At 46.3% G+C, this 15,790-nt stretch carries 20 protein-coding genes; 12 read left to right on the top strand and 8 right to left on the bottom strand.

All coding sequences use genetic code 11. From position 1 onward, the window contains the following. Positions 1-9: 9 nt before the first annotated feature. The 3 genes from ilvE to ilvG are packed head-to-tail and all read right to left on the bottom strand — an operon-like array spanning position 10 to position 2,898. A complete protein-coding gene (gene ilvE, locus GVO60_RS19910) occupies positions 10-954 on the bottom strand; it encodes a branched-chain-amino-acid transaminase (protein ID WP_159657208.1) in 945 nt (314 codons plus the stop codon). A gap of 11 nt (positions 955-965) precedes the next feature. Beyond that, complete coding sequence (gene ilvM / locus GVO60_RS19905) at positions 966-1,250, bottom strand: acetolactate synthase 2 small subunit (RefSeq protein ID WP_159657206.1); 285 nt, start codon at positions 1,248-1,250, stop codon at positions 966-968. A 1-nt stretch (position 1,251) separates the two neighbouring features. Further along, positions 1,252-2,898: an acetolactate synthase 2 catalytic subunit gene (gene ilvG, locus GVO60_RS19900; RefSeq protein WP_159657204.1), complete on the bottom strand. Its 1,647-nt coding sequence runs from the start codon at positions 2,896-2,898 to the stop codon at positions 1,252-1,254. Between the two features lie 491 nt (positions 2,899-3,389). Here ilvG and GVO60_RS19895 point away from each other — a divergent pair, with 491 nt between their 5' ends. After that, positions 3,390-4,913, top strand: a complete 1,524-nt coding sequence (locus tag GVO60_RS19895; RefSeq protein WP_159657202.1) for a YifB family Mg chelatase-like AAA ATPase — start codon at positions 3,390-3,392, stop codon at positions 4,911-4,913. 46 nt (positions 4,914-4,959) lie between these two features. Here the strand turns inward: GVO60_RS19895 and GVO60_RS19890 are convergent, their stop codons facing one another. Further along, positions 4,960-5,940: a DUF2860 domain-containing protein gene (locus GVO60_RS19890; protein WP_159657200.1), complete on the bottom strand. Its 981-nt coding sequence runs from the start codon at positions 5,938-5,940 to the stop codon at positions 4,960-4,962. A 169-nt stretch (positions 5,941-6,109) separates the two neighbouring features. Here GVO60_RS19890 and yihG point away from each other — a divergent pair, with 169 nt between their 5' ends. After that, on the top strand, positions 6,110-6,994 hold the full coding sequence (gene yihG / locus GVO60_RS19885) for a 1-acylglycerol-3-phosphate O-acyltransferase, YihG family (protein WP_159657198.1): 885 nt from the start codon (positions 6,110-6,112) through the stop codon (positions 6,992-6,994). 35 nt (positions 6,995-7,029) lie between these two features. Here the strand turns inward: yihG and GVO60_RS19880 are convergent, their stop codons facing one another. The 4 genes from GVO60_RS19880 to GVO60_RS19865 form a co-directional block, all read right to left on the bottom strand. Next, positions 7,030-7,632 carry a thiol:disulfide interchange protein DsbA/DsbL gene (locus GVO60_RS19880; RefSeq protein WP_159657196.1) on the bottom strand — a complete coding sequence of 201 codons (603 nt, stop codon included), beginning with the start codon at positions 7,630-7,632 and terminating at the stop codon, positions 7,030-7,032. Between the two features lie 48 nt (positions 7,633-7,680). Continuing rightward, entirely contained in the window at positions 7,681-8,670 is a 990-nt protein-coding gene (locus GVO60_RS19875; RefSeq protein WP_159657194.1) for a serine/threonine protein kinase, read from the bottom strand. 95 nt (positions 8,671-8,765) lie between these two features. Then, positions 8,766-9,794 (bottom strand): phage integrase, encoded by a 1,029-nt coding sequence (locus tag GVO60_RS19870; protein ID WP_159657192.1) that lies wholly within the window; start codon positions 9,792-9,794, stop codon positions 8,766-8,768. Beyond that, a complete protein-coding gene (locus tag GVO60_RS19865) occupies positions 9,791-10,501 on the bottom strand; it encodes a helix-turn-helix domain-containing protein (protein ID WP_174855902.1) in 711 nt (236 codons plus the stop codon). The genes GVO60_RS19870 and GVO60_RS19865 overlap by 4 nt, the downstream gene beginning before the upstream one ends. A 110-nt stretch (positions 10,502-10,611) precedes the next feature. On the opposite strand from GVO60_RS19865, the gene GVO60_RS19860 reads away from it, so the two are divergent. From GVO60_RS19860 to GVO60_RS19825, 10 genes are read left to right on the top strand one after another with little or no spacing between them, the layout of a single operon-like run. Further along, a complete protein-coding gene (locus GVO60_RS19860) occupies positions 10,612-10,866 on the top strand; it encodes a hypothetical protein (protein ID WP_159657188.1) in 255 nt (84 codons plus the stop codon). Between the two features lie 9 nt (positions 10,867-10,875). Continuing rightward, complete coding sequence (locus GVO60_RS22470; RefSeq protein WP_167522349.1) at positions 10,876-11,052, top strand: hypothetical protein; 177 nt, start codon at positions 10,876-10,878, stop codon at positions 11,050-11,052. A gap of 2 nt (positions 11,053-11,054) precedes the next feature. Then, a complete protein-coding gene (locus GVO60_RS22465; protein WP_167522348.1) occupies positions 11,055-11,231 on the top strand; it encodes a hypothetical protein in 177 nt (58 codons plus the stop codon). Next, a complete protein-coding gene (locus tag GVO60_RS19855; protein WP_159657186.1) occupies positions 11,228-11,413 on the top strand; it encodes a hypothetical protein in 186 nt (61 codons plus the stop codon). The genes GVO60_RS22465 and GVO60_RS19855 overlap by 4 nt, the downstream gene beginning before the upstream one ends. A gap of 2 nt (positions 11,414-11,415) precedes the next feature. Next, entirely contained in the window at positions 11,416-13,437 is a 2,022-nt protein-coding gene (locus GVO60_RS19850) for a rolling circle replication-associated protein (RefSeq protein ID WP_159657184.1), read from the top strand. A 60-nt stretch (positions 13,438-13,497) separates the two neighbouring features. Further along, the gene (locus tag GVO60_RS19845) at positions 13,498-13,722 is read left to right on the top strand and encodes a hypothetical protein (RefSeq protein ID WP_159657182.1); all 225 of its coding nucleotides are present in this window, start codon (positions 13,498-13,500) and stop codon (positions 13,720-13,722) included. Positions 13,723-13,759: 37 nt separating this feature from the next. After that, on the top strand, positions 13,760-14,086 hold the full coding sequence (locus tag GVO60_RS19840; RefSeq protein WP_159657180.1) for a hypothetical protein: 327 nt from the start codon (positions 13,760-13,762) through the stop codon (positions 14,084-14,086). Next, positions 14,079-14,603, top strand: a complete 525-nt coding sequence (locus tag GVO60_RS19835) for a hypothetical protein (RefSeq protein WP_159657178.1) — start codon at positions 14,079-14,081, stop codon at positions 14,601-14,603. The genes GVO60_RS19840 and GVO60_RS19835 overlap by 8 nt, the downstream gene beginning before the upstream one ends. Beyond that, entirely contained in the window at positions 14,587-15,045 is a 459-nt protein-coding gene (locus GVO60_RS19830; RefSeq protein ID WP_159657176.1) for a hypothetical protein, read from the top strand. Before GVO60_RS19835 ends, GVO60_RS19830 begins: the two co-directional genes overlap by 17 nt. Next, a complete protein-coding gene (locus GVO60_RS19825) occupies positions 15,011-15,778 on the top strand; it encodes a hypothetical protein (protein WP_159657174.1) in 768 nt (255 codons plus the stop codon). Before GVO60_RS19830 ends, GVO60_RS19825 begins: the two co-directional genes overlap by 35 nt. Positions 15,779-15,790: the final 12 nt, after the last annotated feature.

Here is a 15,790-nt window from a genome sequence, read left to right as displayed (position 1 = left end):
ACTACTTCCTTATTTTGCCGCGTCTGCTGGGTAAACGTAATCTAACCAACCCCACTTATCTTCTGTGGTGCCGTTAAATAGGCCGAAGTAAGCTTCTTGAAGTTCTTTCGTAATTGGACCGCGTTTGCCGCTGCCCACTTCAATTTTGTCGATGGTGGATACTGGCACGACTTCTGCCGCTGTACCTGTCATGAAGACTTCATCTGCAAGGTAAAGCGCTTCACGAGCAATGTTTGCTTCACGTACTTCATAGCCGCGATCGCGTGCGATAGTCATGATCGAGTCACGCGTGATACCCGGTAGAATGGCACTGGTTGCTGGAGGAGTCATGATTACGCCATCTTTAATCACAAAGATGTTTTCACCAGCACCTTCAGATAGGTAGCCATCCACGCTCAGTGCGATACCTTCATCGTAACCATGGCGACGAGCTTCACCACCAACCAGTAGTGATGATAGGTAGTTACCGCCTGCTTTTGCTGCAGTTGGAATTGTGTTTGGTGCAGCGCGGTTCCAGCTAGAGATCATTGCATCCACACCATTTTCTAGTGCTTCTTCGCCTAGGTAAGAACCCCAAGGGAATGCGGCAATGATCAGTTCCATTTCCGTGCCTGCTGGTGGACATACACCAAGACCAACGTTACCGACAAAGCCGAGTGGACGGATGTAAGCGCTATCCAGTTTATTTTGACGGATTGTTTCGCGCGTCGCTTCCATGATCTCTTCAACCGTGTACGGGATAGGGAAGCGGTAGATTTTCGCTGAATCTTTTAAGCGCTTTGCGTGCTCAAGATGGCGGAAGACAATTGGACCTTTTGGTGTGTTGTAGCAGCGTACGCCTTCAAAAACTGAAGTACCGTAGTGCATAGCATGAGTCAAAACGTGGACGTTTGCCTCTGCCCAAGGAACCATTTCACCATTAAACCAAATGTAATCTGCTGTTTTTGTAGCCATTATTGCCTTCCTTATGCACAAATCTTTTGTTGTAAGTTGTTATTTGGTAATTCGTCACGAGCGATTTGCGTGACCTCAACAGTGCGGACATCCCATAGTTTTTCGATCTGATTGGTCAAAAATGAGATAGGGCGATCACTGTCGACAATGATTTCAACGCTAGCTATTTTGCTCTCGTGATTTTGCGTACCTGCCACTTGCTTGACGATAAAGCCACGGTGGCGCACTACGCGAAGAACACGTTCTAACAGTACCGGCTTATCATCGGCTTTAATGTCGAGTAGATATCTTTCCATGTTATGTGTTCTCCAGCATTTCATTATTTGAAGCACCTGGCGGTACAAGCGGCCATACGTTTTCTTCTTCATCGATTAAAACATGAAGCATGTAAGACGTCTTACTTTCTAGCATCTCTTTAAGAGCTGGCTCAACCTCTTCTTTCTTGGTGATGGTTTTGCCAGGGATGTCGAAGGCTTTAGCTAGCATGACAAAATCAGGGTTGTCATCCAAAATCGTTTCGCTGTGGCGGCCATCAAAGAACAGTGATTGCCATTGACGAACCATGCCCAAGCGTTGGTTGTTGAGTAGAACGATCTTCACAGGGATTTGGCGACGTTTAAGCGTACCAAGCTCTTGAACGTTCATCATAAATGAACCGTCACCTGTGATTAGGATTGACTGGTCATCTGGACGTGCGACTGCTGCACCCATCGCAGCTGGCAAACCGAAGCCCATAGTGCCAAGGCCTGCTGAAGTGATGAAGTTTTGTGGATCGCGTGGCTGAATGTGCTGTGCTGCCCACATTTGGTGCTGACCAACATCAGTAGAGACAATAGAGCTATCTGGCATTAGATCAGAAAGTTGCTTGAGTAGACCCGGAGCGAAGATCAGATCGCCAGGGTGGTCATAGCGCCATTTAAATCCGCTACGCAGACTTTCGCTGTGTTTAACCCAAGGTGTGATGTCTTGGCTTAATTCTAATTGAGGTAGTACTGCCGGAATTTCGCCGCGCACAGGTGCGTTCGCTTGGCGTAGTTTGTGGATTTCTGCCGCATCGATATCGATATGAATCACTTTGGCATTTGGAGCGAAGGTATCGAGTTTACCTGTTACTCGGTCATCAAAGCGCGCACCGACTGCAATCAACAAATCACACTCTTGAACGACCAAATTTGCCGCTTTAGTGCCGTGCATGCCTAGCATGCCTAAGTAGTGTGGGTCATGGCGCTCGATCGTCCCTAGACCTTTTAATGTACTTACAGAAGGCATTGGGTTTAAACGTACAAACTCACGGACAGCATCAGTTGCTCGGCCAAGTTGCACACCCCCACCAACATACAGAACTGGGCGAGAGCTTTGAGAAAGCAGTGTTTGTGCTAAAGCAATGGATTCTGGGCTCGCAACTGGCATTGCTGGTGGCGTAAAAGGAGGTAAGACATCAACAGGAGCTTGACCTAATTGAACATCTTTCGCGATATCGACAATGACAGGGCCTGGTCGGCCTGTTTTTGCTACTTCAAACGCTTCTGCCAACGTTGGTGCTAGTTCATTGATATCAGTGACTAGGTAGCTGTGCTTAGTACAAGAGAGTGACATACCGATCACATCCATCTCTTGGAATGCATCAGTACCAATGTGGGAGCTCGCGACCTGACCTGTGATTGCAACTAACGGAATTGAGTCCATAAAGGCGTCAGCAAGGCCTGTAACTAGGTTGGTTGCGCCTGGACCTGATGTTGCCATGCAAACAGCGACATCTTGTGTGGCACGAGCCATACCGATCGCTGCCATGGCCGCCCCTTGTTCATGTCGACAGAGGATGTGTTCTACACCACCATCATAGAGGGCATCATAAATTGGCATGATAGCGCCGCCAGGATAACCAAATACGGTTTCAATCCCTTGTTGCTTTAATGCGGCTACGACTAACTGGGCACCTGTCATCGTAAGCCTCCTTTTTTATCGTTTGGACGATATTGTGTTGCATTGCACTTCATGTGCGCTCCCATTCTTCCTGTCATCTCTAACCATGAACGACTACGGTTAGGATAAGCTCTATTTCAGTCTAATTTTTCAGCGTAATAAGTTGTAAAAAAACCCCCGGACTTTTCAGTGCGGGGGTTTTTGAAATTCTGTGGTTATCTTTCGCCCACCAGCCCCCGCGTGGAATCAATAATGACCACGATAATCAGGACAATCAGTGCGTTGAAGCGGGCGTTAAGGTTCATAGCTCTTTCTATCGATTCTAGTACCTAATGTGGTACGAAATTGTTTGCGTCTCTAGTGGTAACATACAATTCCGTTAAATGACAAGCAAAAACTCATACTTTTTTCACATTCTTTCAGCAACTGAGCAGGCTATATAACAAAGCTGATGACTATTTAAGCCAACTATCAGGGAGATAAATAGTGCGCGTTTGGAGTGTGAGAGTGATATGGGATTAGCGGTAATTCATAGCCGAGCGTCTGTAGGCGTTGAGGCCCCGAGTGTGACGGTAGAAGTCCACATTAGTAATGGTATGCCAGGGTTTACCTTAGTTGGCTTACCAGAGACGACTGTAAAGGAGTCTCGCGACAGAGTGCGAAGTGCGATCATTAACTCGCGCTTTGAATTTCCAGCCAAACGGATCACGGTTAATTTGGCTCCTGCCGATTTGCCTAAAGAGGGAGGTCGATTCGACCTGCCGATAGCTCTGGGCATTCTTGCGGCTTCTGAGCAAATTCCATTGACTCATTTATCTGACAAAGAGTTTATTGGTGAGTTGGCTCTTTCTGGTGAGCTACGCAGTGTGAAAGGCGTACTACCAGCAGCCCTTGCCGCTAATCGAGAAAAGCGTTGTTTGGTGGTGCCAGAACAAAATGGAGACCAAGCGGCCTTAGTTGGCGAAGAGGTGCATAAATCTGCACAAAGTTTATTGGAGGTGTGTGGTGACTTATGTGGCCAACAAGCTTTAACTCTCCACCAAACGCCTGAGGTACCATCCACAGCTAAAACAGGCAGAGATTTGCAAGATATTATTGGTCAGCAACAGGGAAAGCGTGCTCTTGAGATTGCGGCAGCAGGTAATCACAACCTTCTCTTTCTCGGGCCGCCGGGCACGGGGAAAACCATGCTTGCGTCGAGACTGTGCGACTTATTGCCTGAGATGAATGAAGAGGAGGCGATGGAAACAGCTTCGGTGGCCTCGTTAACCCAACAAGAAATCAATGCAAACAATTGGAAGCAGCGTCCTTTTCGAGCGCCACATCATTCAAGTTCGATGGCTGCATTAGTTGGAGGGGGCTCAATTCCGCGCCCTGGGGAAATCTCATTGGCACACAATGGCTTGTTGTTTCTTGATGAGATGCCAGAGTTTGAGAGAAAAGTCTTGGACTCGTTACGTGAGCCACTTGAGTCGGGGGAGATTATTATTTCACGCGCTCAAGGTAAGACGCGTTTTCCGGCGCGCTTTCAATTGGTTGGCGCTTTGAACCCGAGCCCGACCGGGTACTACGAAGGCAGTCAATCTCGGGTTAATCCTCAAACTATTCTTCGTTACCTGAGTCGCCTTTCTGGGCCGCTGCTAGATAGGTTTGATATGTCGTTAGAGATCCCTGCTCTACCTAAAGGAACTCTTGCAGAAGGTGGTGATAGGGGGGAAGAAACACAGGTCGTCAAAGCAAGAGTCTTTGCTGCGCGTAGGCGGATGTTGGCCAGAGCAAACAAGGTTAATGCCCTACTTGGGAGTCGAGAGATTGAGCGCTATTGTCCGCTGCAAAAGGCCGATGCGCAGTTTTTAGAGAGTGCGCTGCATCGCCTTGGTTTATCGATTCGTGCTTACCATCGAATAATTAAAGTAGCTCGCACGATTGCCGATTTGGAAGGAACTGAGCAGATTGAAAAAGCTCACTTAGCAGAGGCATTAGGGTATCGTTCAATGGATAGGTTATTGAAGCAGTTAACGGCGCAAGCGGTATAAGTAGCTGCCCGCAAACCGTTAATTTACGTACTTGCGGGCTTTATACTTAAAACTGGTAGTTAATACCCACCGAGAGGATGGATTCTTGTTGATCATAAAAGTCGATGTTGGCTTGTGTGGTGCCATAACCGGCAAAGCTGATTAGTGACCAATTTTGCCAACCCATAAACTGTTGATATTCGTAAGCTGCAAAAAAGCCAAATTCATTTTCATCGCGAGTTTTGTTGTAGAGTGGGTTTTCACTGTCGTACGCGCGATTCGCATAACTTGCGGTTAGAGCAAATTGGTGGCGATTGATGATCTTAAATAGTGAGAGCTCTGCACCAAGTGAGCGATAGGAATTTGCCTCACCATCAGCATCTGTTTGGATCATCGTCACAGAAGGAAGAAGAAACGTAGTTCGATTCAAAGGTAAGCGGTAACTGCCTTTTAGATAGTAAGATTTGCTGTCTCGTTCTAGCTGCTTCGCTTGCTCTGTGGTTAATTGTGTTTGACCAGATAGCTCGTCTTCAACATTTTTGGTGCCATAGGCGGCATCGAGTGTTAGTGCGGTATTGAAAAGGTTGCTCAATTTAATTCGATAAGCGTTGCCCGTTTCATCCGTTTTGTTTCGGTTTTCGCCGACCACATATGGGTCTTCCCATACTTCACCGGACATCACTGTTGGCAGATAAGAGGCATCAATGACCATGCCTGAATCTAATTGATATTTATAGCCGAGTTCAAGCGCGAGGGTACCGACGGCAATGTCGTCACGAGACATACCCGCATAGACTTGCTGGTTTAATGTTTCACCAAAGGTATACGCTAAGCTACCTAAAGGTGCGACAAGAAAGCCATTTTCAGTATCTGGATCATGGTTGAGTGAGTCGATTTTCTTATCGCCAGAGGCATTAAAGTTGGATGTTGAAGAAGTGTATCCGGTGTTAAGGCTGATTTCTCCGCTGAATCCTGCCTGTTCAGAGAGTTGAGCTACGGCAGGTGTTACGAACAGAGCGAGTGTGATTGCTGAAAGTGTTTTGTTCATGAAGGTTTCCCTACTTGATATCTATGACTCAGAATCCGTATCAAACTAACTAATCTGACCATAACGACAACGATTCCAATGTGCTTAAGGACTAGTATAATTACACGCTGTTTTATTATTCACACATGAAAGTTTTATTTATTTCATACGGATCTCATTATTAATCGCTATGTTGGCATATTTACTTCTTGTATTAAATGTTGTGCTTGTCGTATTTAATTCGGCATTCTGTTCATTGATCATTTGCGTAATTGCGCTGTTTAAATTTTTACTGCCGAGCGCTCGGCTCAAAGCTATATGTACTCGAATAGCAAATAAAATGATGTGGCTGTGGGCGACGATTAATGCTGTGATTTTGCGTTTATTGAATCGAATTGAGTGGGATGTTCAAGGGGGCGAAGAGCTGAACAAATCTGGTTGGTATTTGATGATCAGCAACCATTTGAGCTGGACGGACATAGTGGTTCTTTGCAGTGTGTTTAAAGATCGTATTCCAATGCCTAAGTTCTTCTTAAAACAACAACTTTTATACGTTCCATTTATTGGGATGGCATGCTGGGCCCTCGATATGCCGTTTATGCGTCGCTATTCTCGCGAATATTTGATTCGCAATCCTCATATGCGCGGTAAAGATTTAGAAACGACTAAACGATCATGTGAAAAATTTAAGTACTCCCCAACAACTGTGGTGAATTACGTTGAAGGTACCCGTTTTACTGAGGCAAAACAGCGTAAGAGCAAAGCGGGCTATCAATATTTATTGCAACCTAAAACCGGCGGTATTGCTTACACCTTGGCTGCGATGGGGGATCAGTTTGAAAGTATCATTGATGTCACTCTGGCTTACCCTGAAAACACAGAAAAGCCGTTCAGAGATCTGTTAATGGGGCGGATGAAAAAGGTCGTGGTGCGAATAAACGTATTGCCGGTGGATGAACAGGTTCGTGGGGATTACTTTCAAGATAAGCCTTACAAAAGACAATTCCAACAATGGTTGGGCAATGTGTGGCAAGAGAAAGATGATCTGCTAAAAGATATCTATCAGAGTAAATAAAAAAAGGAGCCGTTGGCTCCTTTTCACTTTACTGATTACTTCTGAGTCAGCAGATAGTTAACCAGCTCAAAATACTCATCAATTGTCGCGATGCTTTGCGCTTGAACTAGGTACTTATTGTTTACCACAACTGCAGGAACACCAGACAAACCGCTGTCTTTAAATTGCTTATCAAATCGGCGTACCATTGAGTCAACGGCAAAACCTTTGAATGCAGCATCGAATTTCTTCGCATTAATGCCTTCATCTAGGAAAATCTGACGTAACTCTTCATCATTTTTCGGTGCTTTACGCATGTTGTGGATGCGGTTAAATAGCACAGGGGTCATTTTGTCTTCAGCTTTAAGCACTAGCATGGTCGCATAAGCTTTGCTCATCGACTCACCCATGTTGCCCCCCATAAAAGAAACGTGGTTCTTTTGGAATTTTGCATCTGCAGGCAATTGCGCTTTAAGCTGCTGGATGATTGGCTCAAACGTATTACAGTGCGGGCAGTAAAAAGAGAAAAACTCAGTTACGGTTGGTTTCTTTGATGCTACTAGGTCGAGAACTTTAAAGTGCTCACCTTCTTTGAATTGTGCCGCGTGAGCAGTCAGGCTCAGCATCAATGTTGCAAATAGTGCAAACAGCTTTTTCATTGTTGACTCCATGTTATTGTTGTTTGGCTTGTTGGCGTTATTTTCATCTTACCACTGAGGCATAAGCGACAAAGGTGGTTCACTGAGTGCCGAAATCTGTTCTTTAAATCCAAGCACTTGGCTTTCCCAATATTTTGGATCATTAAACCATGGGAAGGCGAGCGGAAACGCCGGATCTTGCCATCGTTTTGCTAACCATGCCATATAGTGCACCATTCGTAGACCGCGTAAAGGCTCAATAAGTTTCAATTCGTTGCTATTAAAGTCGTTAAATTCTTGATAGGCCTCTAACACGATATCCAACTGCATGAGCTTTTCAGCGCGCTCGCCGCTAAGTAACATCCAGAGATCTTGAATCGCCGGGCCATTACGTGAATCGTCTAAATCGACAAACATCGGGCCGTCACGCCACAGGATATTACCAGGGTGACAGTCACCATGAAGGCGGATAATACTGCTCGGAGTTTCCCAATGTTGCTCTAAGGTTTTAATCAGCAAATCGAGATCGCTAAAAAAGGCATTCTCTAGATGCATGGGAATGAATGACGAGTTTTCGAGTAACTTACGTGGTTGATAAAGGTATTCGTCCAAACTGATGGTTGGGCGGTGCTGAAATGGTTGTTTGGCACCGACTTTATGGATACGGCCAAGAAAGCGACCCACGCCCTCTAGCTGCTCTAGATTGTCGACCTCAAACTGACGACCACCGACACTACTAAACAATGCGAATAGATAGCCTTGATATTGATGCAGTGATTGACCGTTAATCACAACGGGCGGTGCAACTGGGATCTCCGATTCAATCAGTTCAAGAGTAAAGTCGTGCTCTTCTTGAATTTGCGCTTGGCTCCAACGCTCTGGGCGATAGAACTTCACCACATAGCGTTGACGCTCTTCATCGGTAAATTGATATACGCGGTTTTCGTAGCTGTTGAGTGCTAAGAAACCTGACTCAGCTCGAATGCCAATACTCTCAAGGGCGTACCACATGAAGTCTGGTGTGAGTGCGTCAAAGTTGAATGCTTGTTGTTGAGTCATAAATAAAAAAGGCTCATTGCTGAGCGTTTCCTAAGTTGTTTACTGTGGGTAACAGTAGTTCATTGTTATTAAATTCAAACACTTAAATTTATGCATTATATGGCTATGGGGCGCTCTGGGTCATAAGTGTGGTCATTTTGTGGATCTCTTAGTTTGTTTAGTGGGTTGAGTTTAACTGCATCAACCAAGTGGTCAGGAGCCAAGTGCGCGTAAGTCATCGTTTGATTAATACTAGCGTGCCCGAGTATTTCCTTTAGGGTTAAAATGTCCCCACCATTCATTACAAAGTGACTTGCAAACGTATGGCGTAAAACGTGCACCTTTTGCCCTTTGGGTAAATCAAAATCTAGCTTATCAAATATCTTAACTAACCTTACTTGCGGGTCTTCACTAAACAAGTTGCCACCGCTCTCTGGGTAAATGTCATCATATAACTGCTTGCTGATAGGTACGGTTCTTGGCTTACCTGTTTTTGTGTTAGTAAATCGGATGCGATAAGGACTAAGGTTGCTTGATTTTAGTGTGACCGTTTCTCTCCACCGTGAGCCCGTAGCTAAGCTAATCTCTACTATTTTTAATAGCTCCCAATCATTTTTAAGATAATCCAAGAGTTCTTGGGTTTGCTTTAGAGTCAGGTAAGTCATTTCCGACTTTTCAGGCGCGGGTTGCTTTAGGTCTTTCAGTGGATGTGCACCAGTAAAATCGCCTGTCTCAATCAGAACGGAAAATACATTACTTAAGCAGGAGGTCAGGCGTCTAACTGTGTTTGCTTTTTGTCCTCTTGCCATACGCTCTAATTGCCAGTTACTAATTAAAGTCGCGTCAATATTGTTTACGGTGGGGTCGCCTAACTCACGACAAATTAGCTCTACCTTTTTGCGGTAGTTGGCTGCGGTTCGTTTTAGTTGGCCTGATTTAACCCACCAAATATCTATAAGCTCAGAAAGGCGGCGTTTATCTTTGGGTAAACCTAACCACTCTTTATTGTGGTGCGTAGACAGTATGTGCTTTTCATAGGCTAAAGCTTCTGCTTTCTTGTCAAACTTACGTCTGAAGCGCTTGCCATTTCTTCCTGATGGCCTCAAGTCTACAAGCCACTTTTCACCGTCTTTCTTGATGCTCATATGATTTTCTTCATAACAGGAGCGACCGCTTTGCCGATGATTTTAAAGTTGCGCCCGTTCTTGTGGTTAATGTTGAAAGCAGGGTATTTAAGGTTGTCAGAAATAACCTTATAAACGCCATTTTCAATATCCCAATGCAAGCGTTTAACGTATACCGCATCATCAATTCGAATTACATACACCCCGTTTGCAACAGGGTGCTGCTGCTCTCTTATATCAACAAGTAGCCTGTCCCTATGGCTTAAAGTTGGTTCCATTGAGTCGCCGTCAACGAATATTACAGAGCTATAATCGGGCTTTAAGCCATATTCATGTAGTAACTCTATCGGTAGGCTAAATACACCGATTTGAAATTCCGATTGAACCAAAGTTCCCGCCCCTGCGGCTGCATGTACATCATAAACTGGTAGCTTTGCCCATTCTTCGAACTCATTTAGAGGTTTTAAACCGTGTGCATTGCTAGGAGGAAGAGACCAGTCTTTCTCTAAGAGCTTTTCTTGCTCAGATTTATCTGTGACGAGTCTCTCAATTATTTGCTTTTGTATGTCTGGGTGAAAGTTGGAAATATGGTATTCGACAGCGCGTGCGTGCCCTATGGCTTTTCTTTTTAACCAATTGTTTCTTCTGGCTTTTTGTCCAATTCCTGTGATGGTGTTTGGCATTCCATCGAGCTCAATTAGCAAATCGCTCATTACCCACTCTTTCATAAAATTACCCTTGAGAACCTTTGAAAACCATTTAACTTGTGTTTAAATCTAATAGAACCTTTACGAACCACTTAGTGGTTCTTTAACTGTTTTTTGGGAGTGTTTAAGTCATGGTAGGTCATAAACAAACAGAAATGAATGATGTTAGCGGTTTTTATGGGTCTTTCGTCACAGTTGAGAAGTATGCAGAGCTGACAGGTTTTTCTATTGCCGCTGTGAGAATGCAAGTTAAGCGTGGCCAATTGCCCCTTTTGAAGCGCGAAACCTCAAGTGATGCACGTCGAGTTCTCATCAATATGCGAGCTATTGACCAGTTAGCGGAAGAGCAAGCCGCTAAGTATCAAGACTGGAAAGCGGCGATGTAGGGGGCAGCGATGAAAACACCAATTCACTCAATCAATATTGATTTTTCGCACTCTAGCGAAGCAAAAGCACTGCTTGAAGTTCTAGATGCGCGTTTTGCTCCTTTCCCGAATGCTGAGTCCTATCTTGATGGTGTTTGCGACCAACTCAAGGAGGCAATTGAACTGTTAGAAAGCGTGGAGGTGTAGGTATGCCAACGGAGCAAGGGCTTAAAACCATAGATGACATCAAGGCTAAGTGGTTTCCGAAAGGATATCGCTCTAAGCCTCAAGGTGGCAAAGATTACAGGTACAGCCGCAAGGGGCAGGCAGAGTTTAAGAAAGCTGCACGACTTCAAGCCATTAAGCACAAGGAGGTAATTGCATGAGCACTGACGTATTAGGCCTATTCATTTTTGGTGTACTTACTTTTTTGATGGGAAAGGAGCATAACCCTCAAGCCTCTGAATTTTCACTTAATGAAACAGGTGATGTTGTTTTTGCTACGTGGGCGCTAATTGGCTGTTTCAGTTTTATTTTTGGCTGGTTTAGTTTTGGTGGAGTGGCTTGAGTGTGAATCATCTTTACGAACCGCAAGCTGAGCGAGAGATTACCCATATTCTCAGCCCGCACGATGTGGGCTTTGTAACTGCACTGGCACAAGATGTGTCAACAACTGAGAAGAACATAGCCGCTATCGAGAGCGGTTTTTTTAGTGCTCCAAATTCTGATTGGATGGATAGTGAACTTGGTAAGTTGAATGCAATCGAGCAAGTTCATTTTCTTAATACCAAAGAACAAGCCGACACTTGGCAGTTAGTTCGGGATGGAAAACTTACGTTAATCACCCCTGAATATTTCAACAATCCTAAGCGCGAAGCGCACGCCGTAGGCGTGGAGACACTAGGCTTGTCAAAGGGCGGCAAAGTCCGACACACCAATCGTAAGCACTTAGACCGCTTTATTACCCGCTCACGCCGCCCCAAACCGCGCACCAAGAGCGAGAGTGTTTATGTTGAGCCGCAGTGTTATGGCATCGAGCAAAATGCTCAGCAGACCGGATGGGTGCGAGATAGCGAGCTGAAAAAACTCGACTACATCCCAAGTAAGGGATTGAGCCGCGCTTACTTGCTTAAGCGTGACTGGTCGAAACAAATCAAACTGCAAGTGACTTATCACCCAAGCCCAAGTGATGCACCACAAGCACCAACGGGCGAGCGAAACACGGAAAAGCTGTCTCAAAATGCAGTTAAGAAAATATTTGAATCGGGTGCTTACGTATCAGCGTGTCATGGTGGGTTTTCTACCTTCCTAACGTTGACGTTTGACGATTTTCAGCGCGCAAAATTGTTTGCTACTGATTCAAATGTTCATCTGACCTCGCAAGGCTGTGAGTTCACGCCTCTGTCTGAGGACATGGCGCCATATTCACCACTGCAAATTACGATTGGTAGTGAGGTTTCGCGGTTTCTTGATGGTGCTAAGCGTATGTTTCATCGCGGCTTTAGCTATAAGCAAAGCCACCTCTCTGGGCAGGCAAACTTGCCCCTTGAGGGTGATGAAGTTCGGGTGGCTGGTCACTACAAGCCAGCGCCTTTGATGGGCAAGAAAAACAAGGTTGAGCTTTGCGGCCCCGCTAAACCATTAAGCTCGAAGCGCTGGAAGGCAAAGCCTATTTGGGGATGTGAGAGCAAGGTTGAATTGGTGGGTCCTGCTCGCGGTAAAGCGGATTTTCATTACATTTGGGTTGCTGAGTGTCCGACCAACGAGCACGGTCAGCCTAACCCGCATGTGCACATCTTGCTTAACTGGCGCGTCAAGCCGGAGCACTTCCAAGCATGGGCGAAACGACTAGAGCGTTTGTGGGGGCATGGCATCGCTCATCTTGAGCGCATTCAATACAAAGACGCGGCCGCGAGTTACCTAATTAAAGCGGTGGGTTATGCGGCCAAAGGTGGCAATGACGACCAAGGACTGATTAAGGGCAACCGTTACAACATTGCGCGCTGTAGTCGCGCCCCCAATTGGGAAGCGCTGGCGAGTTTCGATGTGCACAACATGACTGGGATTATCAAAGAGTGCGGCTATCGCTTGGAGCAATGGCGCGCACCTATTCAGCGCTCAATTAACCGCAAGCAAGCCCTTAAATCTGAAACAAAAAAGGCTATCGACATCAACAAGAAAACGCGAAAGGTCGATGTGGTGGTCAAGCTTAATCGCCTGATGAATCAGCTAGAAAGCGAAATCAAAGCAGATAAGGAGCAATTGCGCAGCCGTGGTGTATTTGCCAGCTCTGGCAATCAATTCTCTATCAGTTTCGAAGGGGAAGAGTGCGAGCACAAAGCTAATGAGTTCTTAGAGTGGGCGGCGGGCGCTCGCGGATGGAGTATGCGCACTGATGATGCCTATGTAGATGATATACGCCTTGAAGCCAAAGACCGCTATCAACGGGCTTTTAAGGCATGGCAGCTCAAGCAAGCTAACTGGATGAGTCAGTTAGAGCAACCCTTGCCGCCTTTGGTGAGTGAAGAGGTTCACAACGAGCTGCTGAGCAGAAACATGAGTGACCTTGAGCAGTATTTTCAGTGTCACTAACCAAGCACGCCAACGATGGGAATCAGGGGCAAATCCATTCAAATTAAGGAGATATAGAGCATGATTCTGAGTTTTGATGAGAACAAGGTGAGCTTTTGCCTAATTCAAAGCGCAATGGGAGAGCAGCTTGTTATTGCTGATACTCAGTCACTAGGGGAGACAGAAGGCAACCCATTTATTGAGCTTGTTGGGCGAGATGAAGCCGTTCGCCTGATTCATAGCGGCGTTGTCGTTGTGGCTGATACCTCAAAGGTTTCATTCACTGTCAAAAATACCGCTTACTAATTTCAATTAACTAACGTCGAGAGACAGGGGAAATCTTATGAAAACACTATCAATCCAAGACTGTCAGCGTGATTTGGATGCGCTTGATGCGGCAGACCAACTGACAGCCAGCGTTGAGGGTGAAGTGAACAAGCTCAAAAACATGGATATGAGCAAGCTTATGAGCAGGGCAACTAAGATGTTGATGACAGGCTCATTTTCACTTGAGGCGCTAGGACTTGCGCCTAACTTCTTTGAGCAAATCGAGCAACTCACCAAGCTTAACAATGTCGCTCGCAAGAAATACCGCGCTCATGTGACAGCTAACTTAAACCAGTTAGGCAGCATTGAAGAGGCGCAAGTGGTGGAGGCTGGCGATGAGTAAGTATCCTAATCCGGTTCGCGGCTATGTGTCGTGTCCGGTTTGCGCTAGCGCTTCAACTGTTCACCAAGTGGGTGAGGGGCGTTTGATAGAGCTTGGTGAGCCACCTAAAAACGCTCGCAACCTTGGCTTGAAGTATTACAAGTGTCCTGAGTGTGGCAACAGTTCAATTAGCAAGCGTATTGATGACTACATCACAAAGAACGGGGTAACCGAAGAAAGCGAGCTGAAAGCGTTGATTGCTGAGCCGTTAGAGGTGTTAGGTGTAACCGAAAGCAGTGCACTAGAAACCGTTGAAAGTGTTGAACCTGAGTTAATCGCTGAGCCCAGTGATGACAAGGTTGGAAGCACTGCGTTAACCGAAAGCGAAACCGAAGATAAAGCGCCTGTCTCAACGTCGTTTTTCACCTTCAAACGTGTATTGACCGCGCTTGGTGTACTGATTGCCCTGCTGTGGGCGTTTCGCTTGTTGATGCCAAAACCACAATCTGAGGAGGTGACCAATGCAGCAACCGAATGAAACCTTAGAGCCTCTAGCTGAGGGCGACGATTGGGGCGATTTTGGCGGGTTCATTAAACAGCTTGAAACCGAAGAGTCACCCACTGAACTAACCGAAGAAACCGCACCAGAAACCGAAGGGCTGAACGATGAAGCGCTGCAAGGTTTTATGGGAGTGATGTTCACCTTGTGCGAGCAAGCCACCTGCATTATCTCCGGTGTGGAGTTTAGTTTTGATGAAAAAGGCAAAACCGAAGTGATCAATGCGGCGGTGCCAGTGCTTAATAAACACGGCGGCAGCATTATGGCCGTGTTTGGGGATTACATCGAAGAGGCCACGTTACTGATTGCGGTGCTTGGCCTGATTTACACCTCAAAGCGCACCATCAAAGAGTTAGCGATTCAAAAAGCGGAGGAGGAAAAGCGCAATGTCGAAAAAGCCAAAGCCGCTCAACCTGCCTAATCCGGTGAACTCCAATCCGTCACACGATGCCGAGCATGTGATTTATGTGGCGGGAACGGGCGGGGGTAAAACCTCGGCAGTGAAGCATTTGGGGCTCGTCCCCAAATCTTCGCAAGCGGTGTTTTTTGACCCGTACCGAAATTATGCAGGGGCGAAGTTTCAAGGGCAGATGTGTCATGGCACTGAATCTCGCGCCGCGTTCGTCAAATCTTTGCTGGTGGCTCGTCGCTCCGGTCAGTCGTTTAAGCTCGCGTACATTCCCAAGGGCGGGGCAACGGCTGATGAATTGGAGTTCTTTAGCGCGGTGGTATGGGCGATGGGTAACGGCCATTCGCCCAAGTTGCATACCGTTATCGAAGAGTTGGCGAGCTGCGTTGAGACCTCCGGCAAACTCAAGGGCAAAGCGGGGGAGCTGCTTCGCGGTGGTCGCCAGTATGGTTTAGTGATTCACACCGTGTTTCAGCGTGGTCAGGAAGTGCCAAAAACCGTGACTGAACAATCCTCGACTTGGTGGATTGGGGCGGTTAACTCGATGTCTGATGCGAAGTGGTTAGGTGACAAAAAAGGCTTAGAGATTAGCGAGATTGCCTCGCTCGTCTCGGCCAAGGTCAACAAGCAGAAAATCAACAAGCCGATTGCTGAATACATGCTCGTGCGTGACGGGATTGGTAACGTTGAAAAGCGCGCTTTTAACTGCCAAACGGGCGCAAAACTTACCCTAAATTATCGGTGATTCAACTCACAA

The sequence above is a fragment of the Vibrio atypicus genome (genome assembly GCF_009811315.1).
GTDB classification, from domain to species: domain Bacteria; phylum Pseudomonadota; class Gammaproteobacteria; order Enterobacterales; family Vibrionaceae; genus Vibrio; species Vibrio atypicus.
This window is presented reverse-complemented; position numbering and strand designations above follow the sequence as displayed.

Coding starts and splice junctions, on each gene's coding strand:
- GVO60_RS19870 (WP_159657192.1), bottom strand. CDS start 9,794: ATGAGCATCAAGAAAGACGGTGAAAAGTGGCTTGTAGACTTGAGGCCA.
- GVO60_RS19845 (WP_159657182.1), top strand. CDS start 13,498: ATGATTCTGAGTTTTGATGAGAACAAGGTGAGCTTTTGCCTAATTCAA.
- GVO60_RS19830 (WP_159657176.1), top strand. CDS start 14,587: ATGCAGCAACCGAATGAAACCTTAGAGCCTCTAGCTGAGGGCGACGAT.
- GVO60_RS19865 (WP_174855902.1), bottom strand. CDS start 10,501: ATGAAAGAGTGGGTAATGAGCGATTTGCTAATTGAGCTCGATGGAATG.
- GVO60_RS22465 (WP_167522348.1), top strand. CDS start 11,055: ATGCCAACGGAGCAAGGGCTTAAAACCATAGATGACATCAAGGCTAAG.
- GVO60_RS19895 (WP_159657202.1), top strand. CDS start 3,390: ATGGGATTAGCGGTAATTCATAGCCGAGCGTCTGTAGGCGTTGAGGCC.
- GVO60_RS19835 (WP_159657178.1), top strand. CDS start 14,079: ATGAGTAAGTATCCTAATCCGGTTCGCGGCTATGTGTCGTGTCCGGTT.
- GVO60_RS19855 (WP_159657186.1), top strand. CDS start 11,228: ATGAGCACTGACGTATTAGGCCTATTCATTTTTGGTGTACTTACTTTT.
- GVO60_RS19880 (WP_159657196.1), bottom strand. CDS start 7,632: ATGAAAAAGCTGTTTGCACTATTTGCAACATTGATGCTGAGCCTGACT.
- GVO60_RS19840 (WP_159657180.1), top strand. CDS start 13,760: ATGAAAACACTATCAATCCAAGACTGTCAGCGTGATTTGGATGCGCTT.
- GVO60_RS19860 (WP_159657188.1), top strand. CDS start 10,612: ATGGTAGGTCATAAACAAACAGAAATGAATGATGTTAGCGGTTTTTAT.
- GVO60_RS19875 (WP_159657194.1), bottom strand. CDS start 8,670: ATGACTCAACAACAAGCATTCAACTTTGACGCACTCACACCAGACTTC.
- ilvG (WP_159657204.1), bottom strand. CDS start 2,898: ATGACAGGTGCCCAGTTAGTCGTAGCCGCATTAAAGCAACAAGGGATT.
- GVO60_RS19825 (WP_159657174.1), top strand. CDS start 15,011: ATGTCGAAAAAGCCAAAGCCGCTCAACCTGCCTAATCCGGTGAACTCC.
- ilvE (WP_159657208.1), bottom strand. CDS start 954: ATGGCTACAAAAACAGCAGATTACATTTGGTTTAATGGTGAAATGGTT.
- GVO60_RS19890 (WP_159657200.1), bottom strand. CDS start 5,940: ATGAACAAAACACTTTCAGCAATCACACTCGCTCTGTTCGTAACACCT.
- yihG (WP_159657198.1), top strand. CDS start 6,110: ATGTTGGCATATTTACTTCTTGTATTAAATGTTGTGCTTGTCGTATTT.
- ilvM (WP_159657206.1), bottom strand. CDS start 1,250: ATGGAAAGATATCTACTCGACATTAAAGCCGATGATAAGCCGGTACTG.
- GVO60_RS22470 (WP_167522349.1), top strand. CDS start 10,876: ATGAAAACACCAATTCACTCAATCAATATTGATTTTTCGCACTCTAGC.